14 protein-coding genes and 1 tRNA gene are annotated in these 19,663 nt (G+C 46.2%); 10 read left to right on the top strand and 5 right to left on the bottom strand.

Annotated features, from left to right (window positions below; genetic code table 11):
- Nucleotides 1–25 precede the first annotated feature (25 nt).
- Entirely contained in the window at nt 26–1,264 is a 1,239-nt protein-coding gene (locus V6C93_RS36510; RefSeq protein ID WP_333481599.1) for a SpoIID/LytB domain-containing protein, read from the top strand.
- A 229-nt stretch (nt 1,265–1,493) separates the two neighbouring features.
- Here V6C93_RS36510 and V6C93_RS36515 read toward each other — a convergent pair whose 3' ends face one another.
- Nucleotides 1,494–3,008, bottom strand: coding sequence for a glycosyltransferase family 1 protein (locus tag V6C93_RS36515; RefSeq protein WP_333481600.1), 1,515 nt, complete (start codon nt 3,006–3,008; stop codon nt 1,494–1,496).
- A gap of 198 nt (nt 3,009–3,206) precedes the next feature.
- On the bottom strand, nt 3,207–4,277 hold the full coding sequence (locus tag V6C93_RS36520; RefSeq protein WP_333481601.1) for a glycosyltransferase family 4 protein: 1,071 nt from the start codon (nt 4,275–4,277) through the stop codon (nt 3,207–3,209).
- Nucleotides 4,278–4,618: 341 nt separating this feature from the next.
- Between V6C93_RS36520 and V6C93_RS36525 the strand changes: the two genes are divergently transcribed.
- Nucleotides 4,619–6,505, top strand: coding sequence for a chloride channel protein (locus V6C93_RS36525; RefSeq protein ID WP_333481602.1), 1,887 nt, complete (start codon nt 4,619–4,621; stop codon nt 6,503–6,505).
- Nucleotides 6,506–6,686: 181 nt separating this feature from the next.
- Here the strand turns inward: V6C93_RS36525 and V6C93_RS36530 are convergent, their stop codons facing one another.
- From V6C93_RS36530 to V6C93_RS36540, 3 genes are all read right to left on the bottom strand, one after another.
- Nucleotides 6,687–7,682, bottom strand: a complete 996-nt coding sequence (locus V6C93_RS36530; RefSeq protein WP_333481603.1) for an AEC family transporter — start codon at nt 7,680–7,682, stop codon at nt 6,687–6,689.
- A 551-nt stretch (nt 7,683–8,233) separates the two neighbouring features.
- Nucleotides 8,234–10,474 carry a pentapeptide repeat-containing protein gene (locus tag V6C93_RS36535; protein WP_333481604.1) on the bottom strand — a complete coding sequence of 747 codons (2,241 nt, stop codon included), beginning with the start codon at nt 10,472–10,474 and terminating at the stop codon, nt 8,234–8,236.
- Between the two features lie 207 nt (nt 10,475–10,681).
- Nucleotides 10,682–11,023, bottom strand: coding sequence for a DUF760 domain-containing protein (locus V6C93_RS36540; RefSeq protein ID WP_333481605.1), 342 nt, complete (start codon nt 11,021–11,023; stop codon nt 10,682–10,684).
- Between the two features lie 426 nt (nt 11,024–11,449).
- Here V6C93_RS36540 and V6C93_RS36545 point away from each other — a divergent pair, with 426 nt between their 5' ends.
- The 8 genes from V6C93_RS36545 to V6C93_RS36580 all read left to right on the top strand — a co-directional run.
- Nucleotides 11,450–12,205, top strand: a complete 756-nt coding sequence (locus tag V6C93_RS36545; protein ID WP_333481606.1) for a pentapeptide repeat-containing protein — start codon at nt 11,450–11,452, stop codon at nt 12,203–12,205.
- Nucleotides 12,206–12,480: 275 nt separating this feature from the next.
- Nucleotides 12,481–12,552 (top strand) — tRNA-Cys (locus V6C93_RS36550).
- Nucleotides 12,553–12,753: 201 nt separating this feature from the next.
- The gene (locus tag V6C93_RS36555) at nt 12,754–12,912 is read left to right on the top strand and encodes a hypothetical protein (RefSeq protein ID WP_333481607.1); all 159 of its coding nucleotides are present in this window, start codon (nt 12,754–12,756) and stop codon (nt 12,910–12,912) included.
- A 58-nt stretch (nt 12,913–12,970) separates the two neighbouring features.
- Nucleotides 12,971–15,547, top strand: coding sequence for an ATP-binding protein (locus V6C93_RS36560; protein ID WP_333481608.1), 2,577 nt, complete (start codon nt 12,971–12,973; stop codon nt 15,545–15,547).
- A 287-nt stretch (nt 15,548–15,834) separates the two neighbouring features.
- Complete coding sequence (locus V6C93_RS36565) at nt 15,835–16,008, top strand: hypothetical protein (RefSeq protein ID WP_333481609.1); 174 nt, start codon at nt 15,835–15,837, stop codon at nt 16,006–16,008.
- A 508-nt stretch (nt 16,009–16,516) separates the two neighbouring features.
- Nucleotides 16,517–17,755 carry an argininosuccinate synthase gene (argG, locus tag V6C93_RS36570; RefSeq protein WP_333481610.1) on the top strand — a complete coding sequence of 413 codons (1,239 nt, stop codon included), beginning with the start codon at nt 16,517–16,519 and terminating at the stop codon, nt 17,753–17,755.
- 321 nt (nt 17,756–18,076) lie between these two features.
- A complete protein-coding gene (locus tag V6C93_RS36575; RefSeq protein ID WP_333481611.1) occupies nt 18,077–18,532 on the top strand; it encodes a DUF29 domain-containing protein in 456 nt (151 codons plus the stop codon).
- 566 nt (nt 18,533–19,098) lie between these two features.
- On the top strand, nt 19,099–19,663 hold a 565-nt coding region (locus tag V6C93_RS36580; RefSeq protein WP_333481612.1), incomplete at its 3' end, for an AIPR family protein.

Genomic DNA, 19,663 nt, shown 5'->3' on the forward strand with positions numbered 1-19,663 from the left:
AAGCCACAATCAGAAGTGAGGATGTATGTCTCGTCTGCCTAACCAGCACCCAATCTTTAACCGTTCCGTCTTCTGGACGGTGTTCTTGTTCTCAGCGGCCTTATTTGTGCCTTGGGTATTAGCAGAAACCCTGCCAGACCGACTTCAGCCAAAATCATCCTCAGCAACCCCTTCGCCCCAGTCTGAGCCTGTAGTCCAACCGACTTCAGACCCACTTGCTGCCGAGCGAGAGTGGCACCAGCAAATTGTCAGCCAAAGTCTATCATGGGAACGAAGCCCTGATACCGCTACGAGTCCAACCGCCTCTAAAACACCTGACCCTAAGACGGAGACAGCACAATCTCAATCAGCGACCTCTCAAACCTCTCAATCAGCTGCCTCTCCAACCCATACAAATACATCAAAACCCTCAAAGACCATCGCTAAAGCTAAAACTCCAGAACCGTCTCAAACGAGTAAGCAGCACAAAAGCAAATCTCATAGTTCCACAAAAAGCAAGACAAAAGCTTCGCAGAGTTATCACACGACGCAATCGATAGACATTCGAGTGGCTATATCCACTGGAGAGAGTTCACTGGTGGTTGGCAGCTCAACTCCGAGTCAAGTATTGGATGCTCGTGGCAAGGTTTTAGGGAAACTATCGGCAAACCAAGCGACAAACGTTGTTCCCACTGGCTCGAATATTCGTATGGGGCAATGGGAAACACTAGCAGGTGTTTGGGTGAAGCCCACGCCAGGAGGATTTGTCTTTGTGGGCGATCGCTGGTATCGTGGCAATGTCCTGCTCGTTTCCCAAGGCAGTACCCTCGTAGCTGTTAATTACGTTGATCTGGAGTCTTACATCGCCAGTGTTGTAGGTAGTGAAGTTTCTGCCAGTTGGCCGATGGATGCTCTGAAAGCTCAAGCGATCGCAGCTCGTTCGTATGCCTTAGTCCATTACTTACGACCTGCTAATCCTCTGTACGATCTAGGCAATACGCAGCGTTGGCAAGTTTATAAAGGCATTAATTCTGAGTGGAATACAACACGTCAGGCCGCAGAAGAAACAAGGGGAGTTTTTCTCAGTTACAAAGGTGGAGTGGTTGAGTCACTTTACGCCGCCGACGATAAAATTGTGAGTACTGTACATGGCGGTAGGGGAATGAGCCAAAACGGGGCTTTAAGTATGGCTCAGCAGGGTTATAGCTATCAACAAATTCTAAACAAGTATTATCCTGGCGCGTCTTTGGCTTGGATGGACACCAAACAATCGGCTACAGAGTAAGAGGTAAGCTTAACTAGTGCCGTGTGGTCTAAATAACTATCCAGTTGAAAAAGGTTAAAAAGCTGACTGTACAAACGTTCTTGCCTTCTGCCTTCTGCCTCCTGTCTACTCAAGAAGGAGAACGCTACGCGAACTGCCTTCTTGGACTAGTTTCCACCTTCATTGGCAGGAAATTTTTCCCCGGAGAAGCCAGCGCCATACCGCCTAAGGGGTTGGCGCTGAGAATCTATCACGAGGCTAAGGTTAGATCTTTCGCAGGCGTGGCAGAGGCAAGATTAACTTCAGAGACCTCAGTTCCCCAAGGACTAGGCAGTTGTACAGACCACAGCCGTTTATCTAAAATTGACTGCGCCAGGATGCGGCGGTAAAGATTACTTAGTTCGATCGCTACCCCACTCCAAGTAAAATTCTGACGGACTCGAACAGAGGCTTGCTTTTTCAGTTGGGTCGCCCACACTTCATTGGCTAAGATGCGATCAATCGCAGCGGCAAAGGCAGCCGTATCTTGGGGGGCAACCAGCAACCCTGTTTCCTCTGGTATCACGGTAAACTTTAGCCCTCCTACATCTGACGCCACCACAGGCGTACCGCAAGCCATTGCCTCGATCGCAACCAGTCCAAACGGCTCATAATGACTGGGAATCACACACACATCAGCGGCGGCATAGTAAAGGGGCAGGACATCGTGACCCAAACACCCCGGAAATAGTGTCTGTTCTGTCAGCCCAACCTCCTGTAGAATTTGCTCAATCCGTTGGCGTTCTTGTCCATCTTCCAGTTCGGCATGACTGCCCCCAGCCATCACCAGACGCACATTGCCTCTAGTTCTCGCCTCAGACATTGCCACTGCTCGCACCAGCGTCTCAATCCCTTTGCAGGGGTCAAATCGTCCAACATATAAGACTATCTGTGCAGTTGGATCTAGACCTAACTGCTCTCTAGCCTCCAGCTTTGGGATGAGACGGAAATTCTCTAAGTCAGTGCCGCAAGGAACCACTTCGATGCAACCTTGATCAGACACGAGGGAGTGCAAGGTTTCTCGCTCTTGAGGACTCGTGGCAACCACACAGCTTGCTTGTTCAAGAATCTGTCGCTCAACGGCTAAGCGCGTCTGATGCATAGGCGATCGCACAGCAACCGCTTTATACTTAACTGCCCCAAGCGAATGATAGGTGTGAATCAGCTGAATATTGCTCAATTCTTGTAGTTGCAAGCCAACCCAAGCGGAGAGCCAGTAATTGGTATGAACTAAGGGATAATTAGTCCCTTCTTTGCTCTGAAATTTTTGGAATGCCTCCACAAATTGAGGCATGTATTCAAACAGCTGATTTCGTGGAATGAAGGCTTGAGGCCCAGCTACCAAACGAATGGTTCGACAGTGAGGTGAATGGTACACTATTGCCTCATCGTCTGGATGAGTTTTACGGGTGAATATATCGACCTGCCACCCTAATTTTGCCAACGCCTCGCCAACCCCGCGCACATAAACATTTTGACCTCCGGCTTCTTCTGAACCCACTTCACTAGCCGCATCACCATGAGCCGAGATCAGAGCAATAGGCTGCCTACCAGGAATAGCTAAACGGGAAGAGAGGAATGGCGCAGCGCTGCTTTCGCCTTGAGGCAAGTGAACAGATGAAGGAGAGACTTGGCTTTTCTCGACAGTTAAGGAACTTTCCCCCTGCTTTGCGATCGCCTTCGACGATTCCCCTTGGGCAATCGGCTGCCCACCAATAGATGACATACCTTTTATCTCCTACACGAGGGATGGATTTCTCCAATGTTTTAACGCTCTTGCCACGCCGTTCGCACATCGTAGGCAAACCCTTAGAAAGTCAACACTCAACACTCAAAAAAGAGAGCGTTGAGGGCACGAAAGAGTCTTTTTCAGGAAATGAGACGAATCAAAGAAAGATAGCTAAAACACTGTTATAGCTTGCTCTTATGCTCTAATCAAATTCCGGACATGACCGTTTTGCGCGATACGAGTTGCCAGAATCTTCTGATAGACGGCCTCATAGCCATCCGTCATGCACTGTACGCTAAAGTGGTTTAGCACATGCTCTCGACAAGCAGAGCGGTTCAACTGAGCCACTTTCGCGATCGCTGCTATACACTCATCTACGCTGTGGCACAAAAAGCCTGCCCTACCGTGAGCAATCACCTCTGGCGTCGAACCGAGTTTCATGGCAATCACGGGTGTCCCCAATGCCATCGATTCAATCATCACCAAGCCAAACGGTTCACGCCAGGTAATGGGAAACAGGGTTGCTACCGCCCCTCCCATCAATTCACACTTTTGTTCGTGGTTCGCCTCTCCCAGATACTCAATCTGTCTGCCGTCAATATGAGGCTTAATTTCCTGCTCAAAATAGTCCACATCAACCACATCCACCTTACCTGCCATCTTTAAGTGCCAACCAGAACGTTTAGCCATTGCGATCGCCAAGTGTGGCCCTTTCTCAGGAGAGAGTCGTCCCAGAAACGCTAAGTACGGCGGGTCTTGTGGATTGGGACGAAACTCATATCTACTTGTGTCAATGCCGTTGTAGACGGTCGCCACGCAGTTGAGATTTAATCTTGGCTCTCGCTGAGCGTCAGAGATACTCACAAAGGGCTGACGGCGGGCATGTCTATACAGTTTTTCATTGTCGGGGGTAAAAACACCGTGAAGCGTGTGGACGGTTGGTGTTTTTACCAAATTTCCGTAAGGCAGGGCGGCACAGCCCATATGGGAGTGAATGATATCAAACTCAGAAGCTCGTTCGTAAACCTTACCCAGTTGCAGCATTTCGTAAATGCCGTATTCCTTAACAGTTTTATCGAGGCGCAGCGCTCGCGGGTGAACGGACTCTAGTTTTGCCAAACTGATAGAATCCCCAGAAGCAAACAAGGTCACCTCATGCCCACGCCTGACCAACTCATCGGTGAGTAAACCAACCACCAGTTCAATTCCTCCATAGGCGGGAGGGGGGACTCGCTCCCACAACGGGGCAACTTGGGCAATTCGCATTGCACATTCCTCCTATTGCAACTTGCTAAAACTTAACTATAGGGTGATGATAAGTTGCTTTCTTGAGCATAAAAACACCCTTTAGAATGAAATTTAATCAAAACTTTACAGTTATGCGAATCATTCAAGAGTACGGAAAACCCAAATAGCTTCCGTTCGGGAAACTATACCAAGAGGGAGTTGCTATTTCTCAATTTTTGCTTTAGCTTCGGTTCGGTTAAAGCCGGAATCTGCCAAAGCTTTAGTGAAGAGTTCCCCTGCTCCCCGTTGCGATCGCGGGGCTTTTCGTATTGGTCAGAGTAACATAGTCCCCAAATACTGTTTGATGATTTTGTCCCTGAATGACTACCCGGCTGACTGAACCCAAAATACTTCTGCCACAACAATCAGAACAAAAGCCCCTGTCAGATCGCCTGACGACACTTCTTAACCGCTTGCAGCCATCGCCAGACACTGTTGTTTTAATTTCCGCTCTGCTAATTGGTGGTGGAACAGGTCTAGTCATCGTCCTTTTTCATTATTTAATTGAACTTATTCAAGTTTTGTCTTTTGACTATTTAAGTAGACAAATTACCTCTTTATATGCCTGGGCTGTGATTGGGATTCCGACATTAGGGGGCTTAATCGTCGGAGCAATTCGTTACCTTTATCGAGACTTCTTTGGTCAAGGAATTTCTTCTTTAATTAGTCAGCAAAAATTTCAACCCATCTCCCCTTTTCGACCTCTGATTAAGATGTTGACGGCCTCGATTTCTCTAGGTACGGGAGCGTCTTTAGGGCCCGAAGGCCCCAGCGTAGAAATCGGAGCCAATATGGGAATGTTACTGGGTCAAACTTTTCAAGTTTCCCAAGAACGGTATCGTTTATTGCTAGGAGCGGGTGCGGCAGCAGGATTAGCAGCGGGATTTAATGCCCCGATCGCTGGAGTTTTCTTTGCTTTGGAGGTTGTCTTAGGCACAACCTTTGCTACCCCAGCTGTGAATCTAGTCCTCCTAGGGGCTGTTGTCTCATCTTTAATTGCTCGGATTGCCTTTGGAGTTCATCCGGCTTTTGAGTTACCGGCTTATCAAGTTTTTAGTAACTGGGAATGGCTCCTCTACCTAGTATTAGGTTTACTCGCCAGTTTAATATCGATCGCTTACACCCAAGCGATTAAGATTGCTCAGCGTTGTTTTGGAGGGGAAGTTAGAGGATTTACCTGGCTTGGGTTCGTTCCAAAACCTGTACAACCCGTGATTGGCGGAGCCTGTGTGGGTTTGGTGGCTTTACAGCTTCCCCAAATCCTAGGCATTGGCTATGACACAATTGAATCTATTCTCTTAGATGGACGGTTCCCATTAGAGTATTTGTGTTTATTATTGGTAGCCAAGCTAATCGTTACTGCAATTAGTTTGGGCAGTGGTTTAGTCGGTGGAATCTTTGCTCCTGCCATGTTTATTGGAGCTTCTTTAGGGGCAATTTATGGCAACGTCTTAGAATTAGTTTTACCTTCTGGATTATTTGAACTGGCTCCCCCACCTGCCTATGCAATGGTGGGTATGGCAGCTGTGCTGGCGGCAAGTGCTAAAGCCCCGCTAACAGCTATTCTTTTACTCTTTGAGCTGACACAAAATTATTTGATTATATTACCTCTAATGGCGGCAGTGGGTGTGAGTATCTGGGTCATCGATCAAATAAAGTCGAAGCAATCAGTTCAGGATTTGAAGCCTCAGCAAATGGGAATAGACTTGGAGAAACCCGATGAGCTTGCACTCTTGCAACAGGTGCCAATTTCCACAGTGATGCAAGAGTCTTATTTAACATTGTCGAGTACCATGCTCGTATTGGAAGCCGCTTTGGCTCTACTCAATCGCCAATCTAATGCAGCTTTGGTATTAGACAAAGCTGAACAATTAGTGGGAATTGTGACTTTGGCTGATATCAAAGAACTCATATTTAAAACCGAGGCTGAATCTTCACTCCAGGATTGGATCGAGCAAAAACTGAGTGATATTTGTACGGAGGAGATTATTTATGCCTATGAAGATGAGTCAGTTACTCAAGCGTTAGAACGAATGGCGACGCGAGATTTGTTTCAACTTCCTGTTGTAGCGCGAGAGAATCCTCGAAAAGTTGTTGGTGTCATCGAAAAAGAAAAGATTGCGTTGGCCGGCAATCTAGCTGTAGTTCGAGAGGCACTTCACCCGTATATTGAACAGTTTTATCATCCTGAAAAAATTTTAAAGTAGATGTAGTTTTCTCTCAGAGCGTTGCTCCTCATGCAAGACGTTTAATCAAACGGCGATCGCCCCAAGCTATATTCTGGTATCCAGTTAGGCACCCATAAACTTTTGTTTACAAGGCTATAACGAAAATTCCTAACCTTTAACCTTCAACTTTCAACCTGCTAACCTTCAACCTATCATCACACTATCCAAACCAAATCAACCACACAGGCAGCACCAGCAACAACCCCACAAAACTCAGAGCGATACTACTAGCGAGTAATTCCCGATCAAGTTCATAAACTTCTGCCAAAATCAACACCGAAAGTCCGGTAGGGGTTCCAGACATCAGTACCAGTGTCAGACGCTGAGCGCCAGTTAAGCCGAAATAGGTAGCCGCTAATCCCACGAGCATCGGCACAATGACAACTTTTAACAACGTTGGGACTAAGGCTCGTTTCAAACTTCGCCATCCTTGCACCGATCCTAGTCGAAGACCAACCAGCAACAAAGCCAAGGCAATCACGACCCATATAGCTTGCTCTAATCCGGCTTCGAGCCTAGTAGGTAATTCCAGATTTCGGGTACTAAAGCCAATGATAAAAGCCCATAGGGTAGGGACAGTCAGCACATCCCGCAACTGAACCCACCAATGATTTTTGGTTTCACTACGACCAAAATAACTCGCAATAAACACAGCAATCCCGTAATTGCCGACGACGTTACTGGTTACGCTGAATAACACAGGCCAACTGATATTGTCTGTGCCGAAGAGAACCTGTGTCAGGGTCAATCCAATAAAGCCTGTATTACCTAACATGGAGGCTAGGATAAAACTGCCAAGGCTTGCCCGCCCAAGGACGTTAACACTGGAAAATAAAGAATAAAACAGGGACTTTGGCGTTTCTTGAGATGCTTTTGTGGGTTTTATGCGACTTAACCATTCCAATCCCCACCAACTCAACAACGCTAAGCTCATACTCAGCAGCAATACTCCTACTGCGACTAAGGGAATCACCCCTCCCCCATTGGATAACTCAGTCTGACGCCCTAAAACTAGAAGTTGCAGTGGTACCCCAACCCAGTAAAGAGCAAGACCTAGCAGCTTGGGAACACGTTCTGGAATAAACCGAAATAGCAGGAGCCCTAGCCCTGACCAGATGAGCAGAGGGGCGTAGGCATGGAATAGGGAGTCAATCATAAACAGGTAGAATGGCAATCTTGTCGAGGTGAAATCAGGCAGTGAACGCCATGAGTTTACACAAATTTCACGGAACAACCTTTGCCATTCGCATTAATTCCAGGCTGGTGAAACTTTATCTAGAGTAGCAAGGAAATTTCAATTGTCTATCTACCCGGAGGGATTGGGCGCGAAGTACGTCCTACTAACATTCACGCTTATATTGGGTTGAAATAGGCTTTAGGAGCAAGTGTGCGCTGTTTGGTCGCGTTGCAGGGAATTATTGCAACTTCTCAAACAGTTCAATTAGAAGCGGGGCGGCGCTGAGTAAGGCGATTTGGAAAAGTGCGATCGCTATCCACCGAGTTCGGCTGCTAATCATGGGCAAGCATCTCCCGTGCAACGGATTAGTCTTGTCTAATTAACAAAACACACGCTGTTCGACCAAATCCGGGTACATTGGTTTTCTTAATCCAGTCTTCAACCAAGGGGCACAGATACTTAAAAGATTGAGAACGGTAGTTTACTTGAATTCGGCTGTGCGATCGCGCAAGATTTTGCAACTGCCAATCTCACTCTAGGATAATGTGTTCAATTCTTTCACAAGCCTTATTTTTACTAGCCCTCGCCTGCTCCTGTCGGATGTCGAAGAATTCCGAATTTTCCCCAAACTGAGCATTCTCGATATTTGCAGAGTTCAAGTGGGTGCTGAACAAGTTAGCCCCCCTGAGATCGGCACCCCTCAAGTCGGCTCCACTTAGGTTGACGTGACGTAGCAGTGCATCGCTCAGATTGGTGCTCCTTAAATTTCCACTGCTGAGTTCAGCATGGCTCAAGTCTGTGCGGCTGAGGTTGGCACCGCTCAAACTCGCGTGACTCAGTTTCACATGGCGCAGGTGAGCGCCATTTAGGTCAGCGTCACACAAATTCACGTATTCCAGATTGGCACGGTTGAGATTGGCTTTCGTGAGATTAGCACCTTGGAGGTTGACATTGCTTAGGTTCGCATATTGAAGGTTCGCCCCCCTTAAGTTGGCACCGATCAAGCTGGCATTACTCAAGTCTGCATACTGAAGATTGGCACCGCTCAAATTAGTATGGCTCAGATTGGCGTGGCTCAAATCAGTATACTGAAGGTCAGCCTCTCCTAGGTCGGCACCACTTAGAGTAGCAGCATTCAGGGTTGCGCGGCTTAGCGTTGAACCTCTCAAATTGGCCTCCCGTAAATCAACATGACGTAACCTAGCTCTTATTAGACTTGCACCGCTCAAATTAGCATTATTCAAGTCAGCTGCAATCAACTCTGCCTCATTGAGAATGGCACGGCTCATGTTGGCTGTACTCAGTTTAGTCAGGCTCAAGTCAGCCTGAGTGAGGTCGGTTCCGCACAGATTAGCCTCACGCAAATCAGCCGCGCTCAAATCGCTATTGCGTAAATCAGCACCAGTTAAATCATTACCACGCAGATCAGCACCTTTGAGTTGAGAAAAGACTCGGTAAGCATCTAATTCTCCTACCGGTTGGCTCGCTGAATCATTATCTTTGACTTGGACTAAGTTATACTGGACATTTTCAGTATAAATAGCCATGACTAAGTTGAAGACCTCTAAGAAATTAATAAACCATTGACATTCTTTTTCGGGATATTTTTCGTAATACTGAATCAATTTAGCAATGCAAACTTCCAGATAAGTCCGAACATATTGGCAAATCAAAATAACCTTTAACAGAATGATAACTAGAGTCAGTGTATTTCCTTGAGTTGTTAACAAAATGAACAGATGAGAAGGCTCCTGACCGTCTTCTGTAGTCAGCCATTCAATGATTTGCCTAGATGTTCTGAGCAATAAGTCAACATTTAAACTATCTTTATGGTGATTTTCATAAAGATGATCTAACTTTTCATAAATTTTAGTAGGTAGAAAATCTAGATTATTCGCATTTAAATTAATCCCTAAATACTTCTTGAGCCTATGTTTAAAATGAAGATAAGTTAGCTCTCTTGTCTGCTGTAAAAAAATATGGGCTTGGTTTGTATAATCAAATAATGTCGTTCGAGTTATAACTTTTTTAATTAAACGAATGACTCCCTCTCCCAGTTTGGTCGGATTAGAGAGGGTCTTTTCTTGGGCTATGGGAGAGTTACAGCGAGCTGTGTACATAGCCAAATCAAACTTAAACTTTTGTTTCAGCCGATTAGAGATATTTCTGGCAATTTCTCGTTGCTCTTTTGGATTTCGGGAATCGAGATATTGAGGGACTAATAAATAAGAGGTATAACGATGGCTCCAATAGCCTCTTTCTGGAGAGCCATGAGGTGTAGCAAATAATTTAAGTTCTTCGTAGTCTTCGCTATTGACAAAGTTGATGATCCAACTTTTGAGGCGCTTGAGACTGGGGGACAGAGGATTTGGCGTTTCTTTGGCTTCAGCTAAGACTTGAATGAGTTCTTGTATAGCATCAAATTTTCTCTGAGAAGCCCAGTTGTTAATCAAGATGTAACACGAGCGTTTTAAAGTATTTTTAAATTCTTCTTCATCATTGTTAAAAACAATCTTGTAGAGAGCCTTTAATCCCTCTGGCTCAAAAGCACTATCGCCGGAAATGAAGAGATTTTTAAATTCTACGAGTACTGTTTGTGCCGGGTAGTTATTGACAAGGTTTTTAAGGCCTTTGTAAACTAAATCCTGAGATTGTTGAAGATTTGACTGATGTGGCAGATTGGCTTGTGTAGACCAATCAAGTTCATAAGCATTTGCGGAGGTGCGCCCTGTCATATCCACTAAAACTTCTTTTTTCCCAGTTGTGGTCAATTACTGCGGTTCTCTCCAATTGGTAATTGAAGACCCAGCCTTAGCCTTTACCCATTAAGTTTTACCCAAGTAACACTTAATGGCTGCAACTCAATATTATACTAATAAATTCCTGTCTAAACCTTTAAATATAATTAGAAAATCAAGCCCTTAGGGTGAGCTATACCCACCCTTCAAGCCCGAATGCCTCGCCTTCTCATAGGCTGACTAGCCGCCACTCTCATTAGCTTCTTCGGAGCCTTGCCAAGACTTTTCAAATACCATACGCTGTTCAGCATTGTGCAGAAAGTAGCCGCTCATCATGGCGGAAGCTAGAAGCCGACCGAGCTGTTCGCGACTTGTGGTAATCGTCACACCGAAGTGTTCATGAGGTAAGTTTCCTAACATACTTACGAGGTTGCGTTCCATGACTTGACCTACCTCCAAAGAGGGTTTAGAGAGTTGAGCAACTATCTCTGGGTTAAGGGATTGGAGGTAGTGCCATAGCAAGTTACCGCCTTCCCTATCGCTGCCCAAGTATTCGGAACCTGAAGTAGACAGATTATTCATGGTAGTAACCGCCAATTTGTAGAGTTGTTAACATTTATATCGACTAATTTAATAGGAACAGACTTGTAACTGAGTGAGCGCAACCGAACTCCAAAAGACGGATTCTTCTACACTCAAACGATAAAACTCAGCATCAGTCTTTTTGGGTAAGTTTCCTTCTCGCTCATGGACTTGCAGATGCTTGCCAAACTCAAGGAACGGTCACTTTATTAGGCTGGGAATGAAAGGAATATCGCCTGGCTGTGTGATTGGCTGTGTCAGTCAGCTTTGTACGATCGCAAATTGAGTCACGGATAAGGCGATCGCTAATTAATTCCAGGGGAATAGGGACACTTGACTGATTAGTGCTGACACTAGGTGAATAGAGAGACTAGGATCGCGGAAACAGTCTTTTATTTTTCCTCTTTATTCTACCCTGACTGCACTATGAACCGCCCAGAATATCGCATTCCTGAAGATAAAGCCCAGGACGTTTTTACTCTTGCCGCTCAATTATATGCCCAGCACAATCAAAGCTATTCTGTCAAAGAGCTGATGGAGGCTGGAACAGAGGCAAGAATTCCGCCAGAGTTTATTCAACAGGCGGTCGAGCAGCTTGAGCTAGAGTACTCCCCTGCTCAGAAACCTGTACCAACGGCTCAAACGAAGAAGTACCTAATTGGTCTTGCGATCGGGTTGCCACTCCTTGCAGCAATTGCCGGGATGGGATGGCTCCTTGCTAGAAATGCAGCGACAAACGCACAACAACAACCAGCCCAAACCGAACAGCCTGTTGCCAGTCAACCCTCAGTGACTAATCCCAATCCGGTAGTAACTAACTTCAAATGTGCAGGTTTAGATTTTGCAGGACAGGATCTAAGTGATAAGAATCTCAGTCAAGTTGATTGTACGAGAGCGAATCTGGCTAACGCCAATTTGAGCAATACTAAGCTGCAAAGTTCTAACCTGAGTAAGGCTAATTTAAAAAAAGCTAACTTGCAGGGTGCAGATCTCAGAGGAGCCGATTTGGCTGAGGCCGATTTGGCTAACGCCAATTTGAGTGGTGCTAACCTTGAAGGTGCCAACTTGAGCAAGACAGATTTGCGGGGAGCAAATCTGAACAACGCGAAAATTAACAGAACTGATATGACTGAGGCTCAGTTAGACGGTGCCAACCTCAACCTGAATCGAGCTAAAGAATAAGTGCCGGGTGCATCCCAAAGTGGCACAAATAAGCTGTGACGCATTTAATTTGAATATTCCCACACCCTACACCCCACACCCCACAGCCATTACGACAATTTCGCTATGGCAATTTAGCTGCACAGCAGCTTAGTTTTGAGAGCCCCTCTCTATTACTATGAGCTGCAACTTGGTATTAGGCTGTATCAGGGGTATTGAGCCCGTGATACAGCTAATTTGTCAAAAGAGCTAGAATAAAATAGGCATCTGTTGATATAATAAGAAGCTGAACTTACGGCGGCATAGCCAAGTGGTAAGGCAGAGGTCTGCAAAACCTCCATTCCCCAGTTCAAATCTGGGTGCCGCCTTTTTTGTAGTCCATTGAAGTGACAAGAATTATTTAAAGGACAGGATCTATCATTGGATAATTGAATAGAACAAAAATCTATCTTTAGATAGAGGGCTATAATCATCTTAGTAGGAAGGAACTATCTCCTGCTACAGATGACTTTCACTTTCAATTGAGCATTCTTTGCACGCTGTGTCTTAAGGGTAGCAGGAGCTACGTAGTGAACAATCGCAGTGTACGTAAGATAGAGTCTGCAATTGCTTTTTTGATTGGACTTCGCCGCACTCTACCGTTAACGATTCGACATCGCATTCAACCTGGATATCAATCAGCCCTATCAATGGGCGCTCAAAATCCAGGATTGCTGTGGCGAGATTGAACCAGCAACAGCGGTCGTTGCCACACCGTTTTCCTACTGCTAATCCAGCTAGTTTCTTATGCACAGCCTCGATCGCTCCGAACACTCCCCGCTCGATATGGCATTGGCTGGTTTTCCCTCGACACAGGTTTATACAAGCGCCTCGAATTCTGTTGGCTTAGAAGGAGAGGAATACAAACACCCACAAGAGCTAGTCCAACCCCTAAACGAAGAGGTATCGGCTTCATCTGTGGAGCAACCCCTCAATCCGTTCGCTCAGGTGCCGCCAAGCCCACAATTCATTGAGCAGGTCATTCGCAATTTACCGGGAGTTGTGTATCTATTTGATGCGATCGCTCAACGCTCGGTCTATCTCAGCCCCCAAGCGGCAGCATTACTGGATTACTCCGTTGATCAAATTATGGCAATGGGAGCCAACTTTGTTGCCACCATGATGCATCCAGAGGATTTTGCCCAATTACCAGGGCACCTAGAGCAACTTGATCGCGCTCAACCCGGTGACGTAGTGGAATTCAAGTACCGAATGCGTCATGCCAATGGTGACTGGCGTTGGTTTGCCAGTCAAGATCAGGTGTTTTGCCGCACCGCAGCTGATCAGTTGCATCAAGTGCTGGGATTTGCTCAAGAAATTACCGAGTGCAAGCGCGTCCGAGAGGCTCGGAAACAGGCAGAAGAAGCGCTGCGACAGAGTAGAGATTTACATGAAGCTGTTTTCAATGCCTCCACAGATGCCCTCTTCCTGGTCAATCCTGAAACGCTGCGGACGGTGGACTGCAACCAGCGAGCGGTAGAGTTGTTTGAAGCAAGTGGCAAGGAAGAGTTAATTGACATCGAAGGGCATACGCTACAGCGGCAACACTTGACCCCCGATGAACGAGAGGCCATTGTTGTCGATATGCAAACAGGGGTTTGGATTAAAGAAATTGAATATGTTACTCGTCAAGGCAATTACTTTTGGGGTAATTTAGCGGCTAAATCCATCCGCTTTGAGGAGCGGAGCGTGAATTTGGTGCGAATTACCGATATCAGTGAGCGCAAACAGGCAGAAGCGGCGTTACTCCAGAGTCAGGCACAGCTTCAGCGGCAACTGGCTGAAATTGAAGCCATCTACCAATCAGTCCCAATTGGTTTGAACGTCTTAGATACCGACCTCCGCTTTGTGCGGATTAACCAGCGACTGGCAGAGATGAATGGGCTTTCCGTTGAAGCGCATATCGGTCGAACGGTGCGTGAGGTGCTACCCAATATGGCTGATGCCGCCGAACAGGTGTTGCGCCCCATCTTGGAAACGGGGGAACCGGTTCTGAATGTGGAAATTAGTGGGGAAACTCCGGCTCAACCTGGTGTGCAGCGAATCTGGTTAGAGCACTTTTTGCCGTTAAAGAATGGCGATCGCATTATTGGTATCAGTACCGTTTGCGAGGAAATTACTGAGCGCAAGCGCATCGAAGACGATCGCAAACAGGCAGAGGAAGCATTGCGCCAGAGCGAAGCTCAACTACGACAACAGACTGAGCAGCTTGCTCAGGCTAACCGAATCAAGGATGAATTTTTGGCGGTTCTTTCCCATGAACTGCGAACCCCCCTCAATCCGATTCTTGGCTGGGCAAAGCTCTTGCAAACCCGTAACTTTAGCCAGGAGCAAACTAGGCAGGCTCTTTCCACGATCGAACGCAATGCCAAGCTGCAAGTGCAACTGATTGACGACTTGCTGGATATCTCTCGCATTATTAGAGGGAAATTAAGCCTCAAAATGGCTCCTGTGTCACTGGTGACCCCAATTGCGGCAGCCATTGAAACCGTGCATCAAGTGGCTTGGGCTAAGTCAATCGCGATCGAAACGAGGCTAGACCCTACCGTGAGACAGGTTTCAGGCGATGCCGGAAGACTACAACAAGTCGTATGGAACTTGCTGTTGAATGCCATCAAATTCACACCAGAAGGCGGTCGGGTGACAGTGCGATTAGAACAAGTCGAGCACTATGCCCAAATTCAAGTCAGTGATACCGGTAAAGGCATCCATCCAGATTTTCTGCCCCACATCTTTGAAATGTTCCGCCAGCAAGATAGTTCCACGACTCGCCAGTTTGGGGGTTTGGGGTTAGGTTTAGCTATCTCTGGGCAACTGGTTGAGGCGCATGGAGGCACGATTTCGGCAGCCAGTGCTGGAGAAGGACAGGGGGCGACCTTTACCGTCAGACTACCGCTGATTCCGGCATCCGAATGGGTCGTTCCTGAGCCGCCCTCGGTGAATCAGCCATTGAATTTACAAGGCATTCAGGTATTAGTTGTAGATGATGAGCCGGATACGTTGGAGTTTCTCCAGGTGCTGCTGGAACAAGAAGGTGCGATCGTCACGACAGTTACATCGGCTCAAACGGCACTGGATGTCATGGCTCAATTTTCAATCGATGTGTTGGTGAGCGATATTCAGATGCCGCAGATGGATGGCTATGCATTGATTCATCAAGTGCGATCGCTGCCACAATTCAAGCATCTTCCAGCGATTGCGCTTACCGCTTATGCGTATGAATCCGACCGAGAACGATTACTAGCAGCAGGCTACCAGCAGCATCTTGCCAAGCCGATTAATCCCAATGTGTTGATTGGGGCGATCGCTGAACTGGCAAGTTGACTCAGGATAACGGCGAAGTTCCGATAGCTAGCGATCGCATTTTATCGTGCCCGTGTTTAACGTAGAATTTAACGAACCGCAGAGGCACTCCAGGACGCTGAAATAAGAGAAACAGAGAGTTATACGTTGGAATGGAACTTGGTATTACCTGCAAAATCCCCTTTTCCTGCTTCCCTTTCTTAAGAGTTTGTTCGTACTGACAATTTAGCTATTGCCCAACCAGATACAATAATTCCTCTGTCGTTTTCCAGGGTGAGACATCAATGGGTCGCGCTGAAAAAGTTGTATTGGCATACTCAGGCGGAGTCGATGCCTCTGTATGCACCCCTTATCTTAAACGGACGGACACTGCCGACGAGCCAGAATACGGCGCAACGCAAACAAGTGGATTAAGCCGTGAGCGTGGTCAGGGCACAGACAACGGTTACTTGAAAACCATGCTAACTAAGCGATATCGTTAATGCTCACTTTCCTAAAGTGCGTAAGTTTTAGTTACGACGGTTAATCGTTGCCCAACTCACATCTTGCACGACCCCCTAACCCCCTTATCAAGGCTACGGTGTACACACATCTCCTTGATCGACCTCAAATGCTGCATGGAAGCCCCCCTAGCCCCCAATAAAAAAAGGCTTCGTCCTCTGTCCTCTCCCCTCTTGGGGGAGAACGAGAGGGGTGGGGGGAACTGGAGCTTCAAAGTCCCCCAAAGTTGGGGGATTTAGGGGGCGAGATCGCCTGATACACAAACCAGAAGACTTGTGTGTACACCGTAGCTTATCAAGGGGGGAATATATAGCTCTCTCCCCTTAGCAACCGGAGATGAGAGTGAACAAAGGTTTGCTGGAGCCGAAGGTGAGGATGGGGTAAAAGGGTTTGGTGCCTGTGAAGCAACCAAGTTCATATCTAATTCACAACTACGCTCACGAATGAGCGTGCTTGGTACGCGATGCTAATTGAGAGGAAAATCACACAATGAAAGCTCAAGATTTAAAAGGAAAAACGATCGCATTTGCGGGTTCCGGTGGCCTGGATAGCTGCACCATCACCCGTTGGCTGACCGATCAGGGGGTACGGGTTGTGTGCTTTACCGCCGACTTAGGGCAACCGGATGAAGATGATACAGAAGCGATTCGCCAGCGGATGCTCTTAGCGGGGGCAGCGGATTTTGTGTTGTTACCTGCACGAGAGGCGATCGCACAAGCAGGTCTTAGCGTAATTCAATCTCAAGCCTGCTATGAAGGACGCTACTGGAATACTACAGGAATTGCCCGGTGTGTCCTTGCCAAAGCCATGATTCAGGAGATGCAAAAGAAGGGGCTGACAATTTTCAGTCATGGCGCAACCGGACGGGGTAACGATCAAGTCCGTTTTCAACTAATCACCAATATGCTTGCTCCAGAGTTTGAGGTGTATGCGCCCTGGCGGGACGGGGAATTTTTAGCGCGTTTTCCGGGTCGCAGCGAGATGATTGACTTTTGTGAAGAAAAGGGACTCTCCGTCTCGGCGACGAAAGATAAGCCTTATTCTACGGATGCCAATTTGCTGGGTCTGACTCACGAATCGGGATTGCTGGAATCATTATCAACTCCGGCGCATTTTGTCAAGCCTATTATGGGTTGCTATCCTGCCGATGCTCCCGATCAAGCGGAGGAGTTTACGGTACACTTTGAGCAAGGTCGTCCGGTTTCGATCAATGGCAGTTCGGTGGACTTAGTTGAGGCATTTGTTCAGACGAATGCGATCGGTGGGCGTCATGGCATTGGGATTGGCACTCATTTAGTTGAGAATCGCTTTGTGGGAATTAAGTCACGGGGGGTTTATGAAAGCCCAGGTGTAGAAATACTAGGAACTTGCTATGCTTTGTTGCTGCAACTGATTTTAGATCGCCGTGCTCGTGAGTTCTTTGACCAGTTATCTTTATTAATTGCCAAGCAAATCTATCAGGGGTATTGGTTTGACTTGGCTACTCAGATGGCATTGCAAGCGATTCAACCTACAGCAGACTTAGCCACAGGAACGATTACGGTTTCTCTTTACAAAGGGAACATCTCCTTTGTTTCAGCAACGAATACCTCTCATTCTCTCTACTCAGAAGAAAATGCTTCGATGGAAGGGATTGGTAGTTACAATCATGCCGATTCGGAGGGATTGTTGCGCGTATTGGGTGTGAGTGCGCGTGTACTCGCGACAAGTGGTCAAATTAAGGATTGAAGTTCCCTTCCTTAGTTGAGTGGGTGCGTTACGCAGGAGTGACGCACCCTACTGGCATAACACAGCTAAGTTAGTGCATCAAGTATAGTTATTGTGGTGTAGGCATCTATTGTGGTGTAGGCATCTTGCCCGCACCGGACGGGCGAGACGCCCATCCCACAAGAGAATTATAATGCTTCATTTTAGCCTTGCCACGCTACTACAGGAGGAGCGATCGCACTTTCTTCGCACTGCCGGAAGCGATCGCTAGAATGTTGTTACTGACAATCCATCAGGAGAAGTCGTCCGCCAGCCTGTTCGGCACTTTGAGAGGAAACCGTTATGACAACAGAACTAGATGCTAACCGACAAAGCTTGTACCAGGCGGACTACCTGAAATGGATTGAAACCACTATAGAAATGCTGCGGGTTCGGGATTACTCAAATATTGATTGGGAAAACCTTATTGAAGAAATCACAGACATGGGGTGGAGTGAACGCAAGAGCCTAAAGAGTAATCTCATCGTTGTCCTAACTCACCTGCTCAAGTGGCAATATCAGCCGAAATTCAGAAGTGGTAGCTGGAAAGGTAGCATCGTTGAGCATCGCAGACGCATTCGCGAAGCTCTGAAGGATTCCCCTAGTCTCAAGCCTTACCTTCAAGAGGTGTTTGCTCAGTGTTATTTGGATGCAGTTGAACTCGCGAGTGCTGAAACTGAATTGCCAGTGGAGACATTTACTGGCGAATATCCCTATACATCCGCAGAAGTTTTAGATTCTAACTTTATGCCGGAATGAGCGATCGCGCGTCTCTTGTCTCAAAATGCGATCTGCGCTTTGCTGCTTACATACCATCCTTCGCAACCTCTGTCAATAGAACATATGTTCTATTTTAACCTTGTCAAGGTAAAGAAATTTTAAAAACTCAGCGTATTACAAAGTATTACACTTGTCAAACAACATTTAACACTTGCTAGATTAGAATAACCAGTGAATTTTTAAGAGAATATAGAGAAAAAGTAAGAGATTGCTATTCTGTAGATTATTATTTTGTTTCTACAGCAAAAGCCTCAGATAGAATTCAAGAGTTAGCCCAAGAATGTACTAAAGAATATGTAAAAAGTGGACTTGCAGTTAAATGTCATGTTTTAGATTTTTCGGAATTAAAAAGCTTTTATGTTCGCTCACATTCTAAAGAAGCTTCTCTTCCTAATGAAGTAACAATCCCTTTAAAGAAGAATCATTTTGTTGAAGTTGTAGATGGGCAATATACAACCCTGGTAACAGTTATTCAAGGAAATAAGTTAAGAAACCTTTACAATCAATATAAAGAATCTTTATTTGCTTGGAATATTCGTGGATTTTTGGGAAGACGCACCAGTATTAATGAAGGAATAAAAAATACTGCTGAGTCACAACCTGATGATTTCTTCTATTTTAATAATGGAGTTTCTGCTATGTGTATAGAGTATACCATAGACTACGAAAAACTTGAATTGAAAGCTGAAAATTTTCAAATTATAAATGGGGCACAAACGGTAGGCTCTTTGGCTTGGGCAGAGCCTAATGAAAACATCAAGATTTTGTTTAGGTTGACCAAGACAACCAATGTTAAAACATCTGAACTTCGCAATCAAATTATTAATTGTAATAACATTCAAAATTCAATAAAAGATTCAGATTTTCGCTCTAATGATAATTTGCAAATTTGGCTGGAGGAAAAATTTAAGCTTTCCCCCATTTATCCTGTATTACCCTACAAAGTTGATTATATTCGTAAGAGAGGCTACAAGAGTAAAAGTAAAGGTGTAGCAAGAACAATAAAACTGGAAGATTTAGCTAAGATTCGCTACGCTTTTTTTCAAGAACCCACACTAGTTCATGAATCTCCTAGTAGCCTTTGGGCTAGAAGAACAGAAGAAGGAGTTT

The organism is Allocoleopsis sp., assembly GCF_036703385.1.
In the GTDB taxonomy this organism is placed as follows: domain Bacteria; phylum Cyanobacteriota; class Cyanobacteriia; order Cyanobacteriales; family Coleofasciculaceae; genus Allocoleopsis.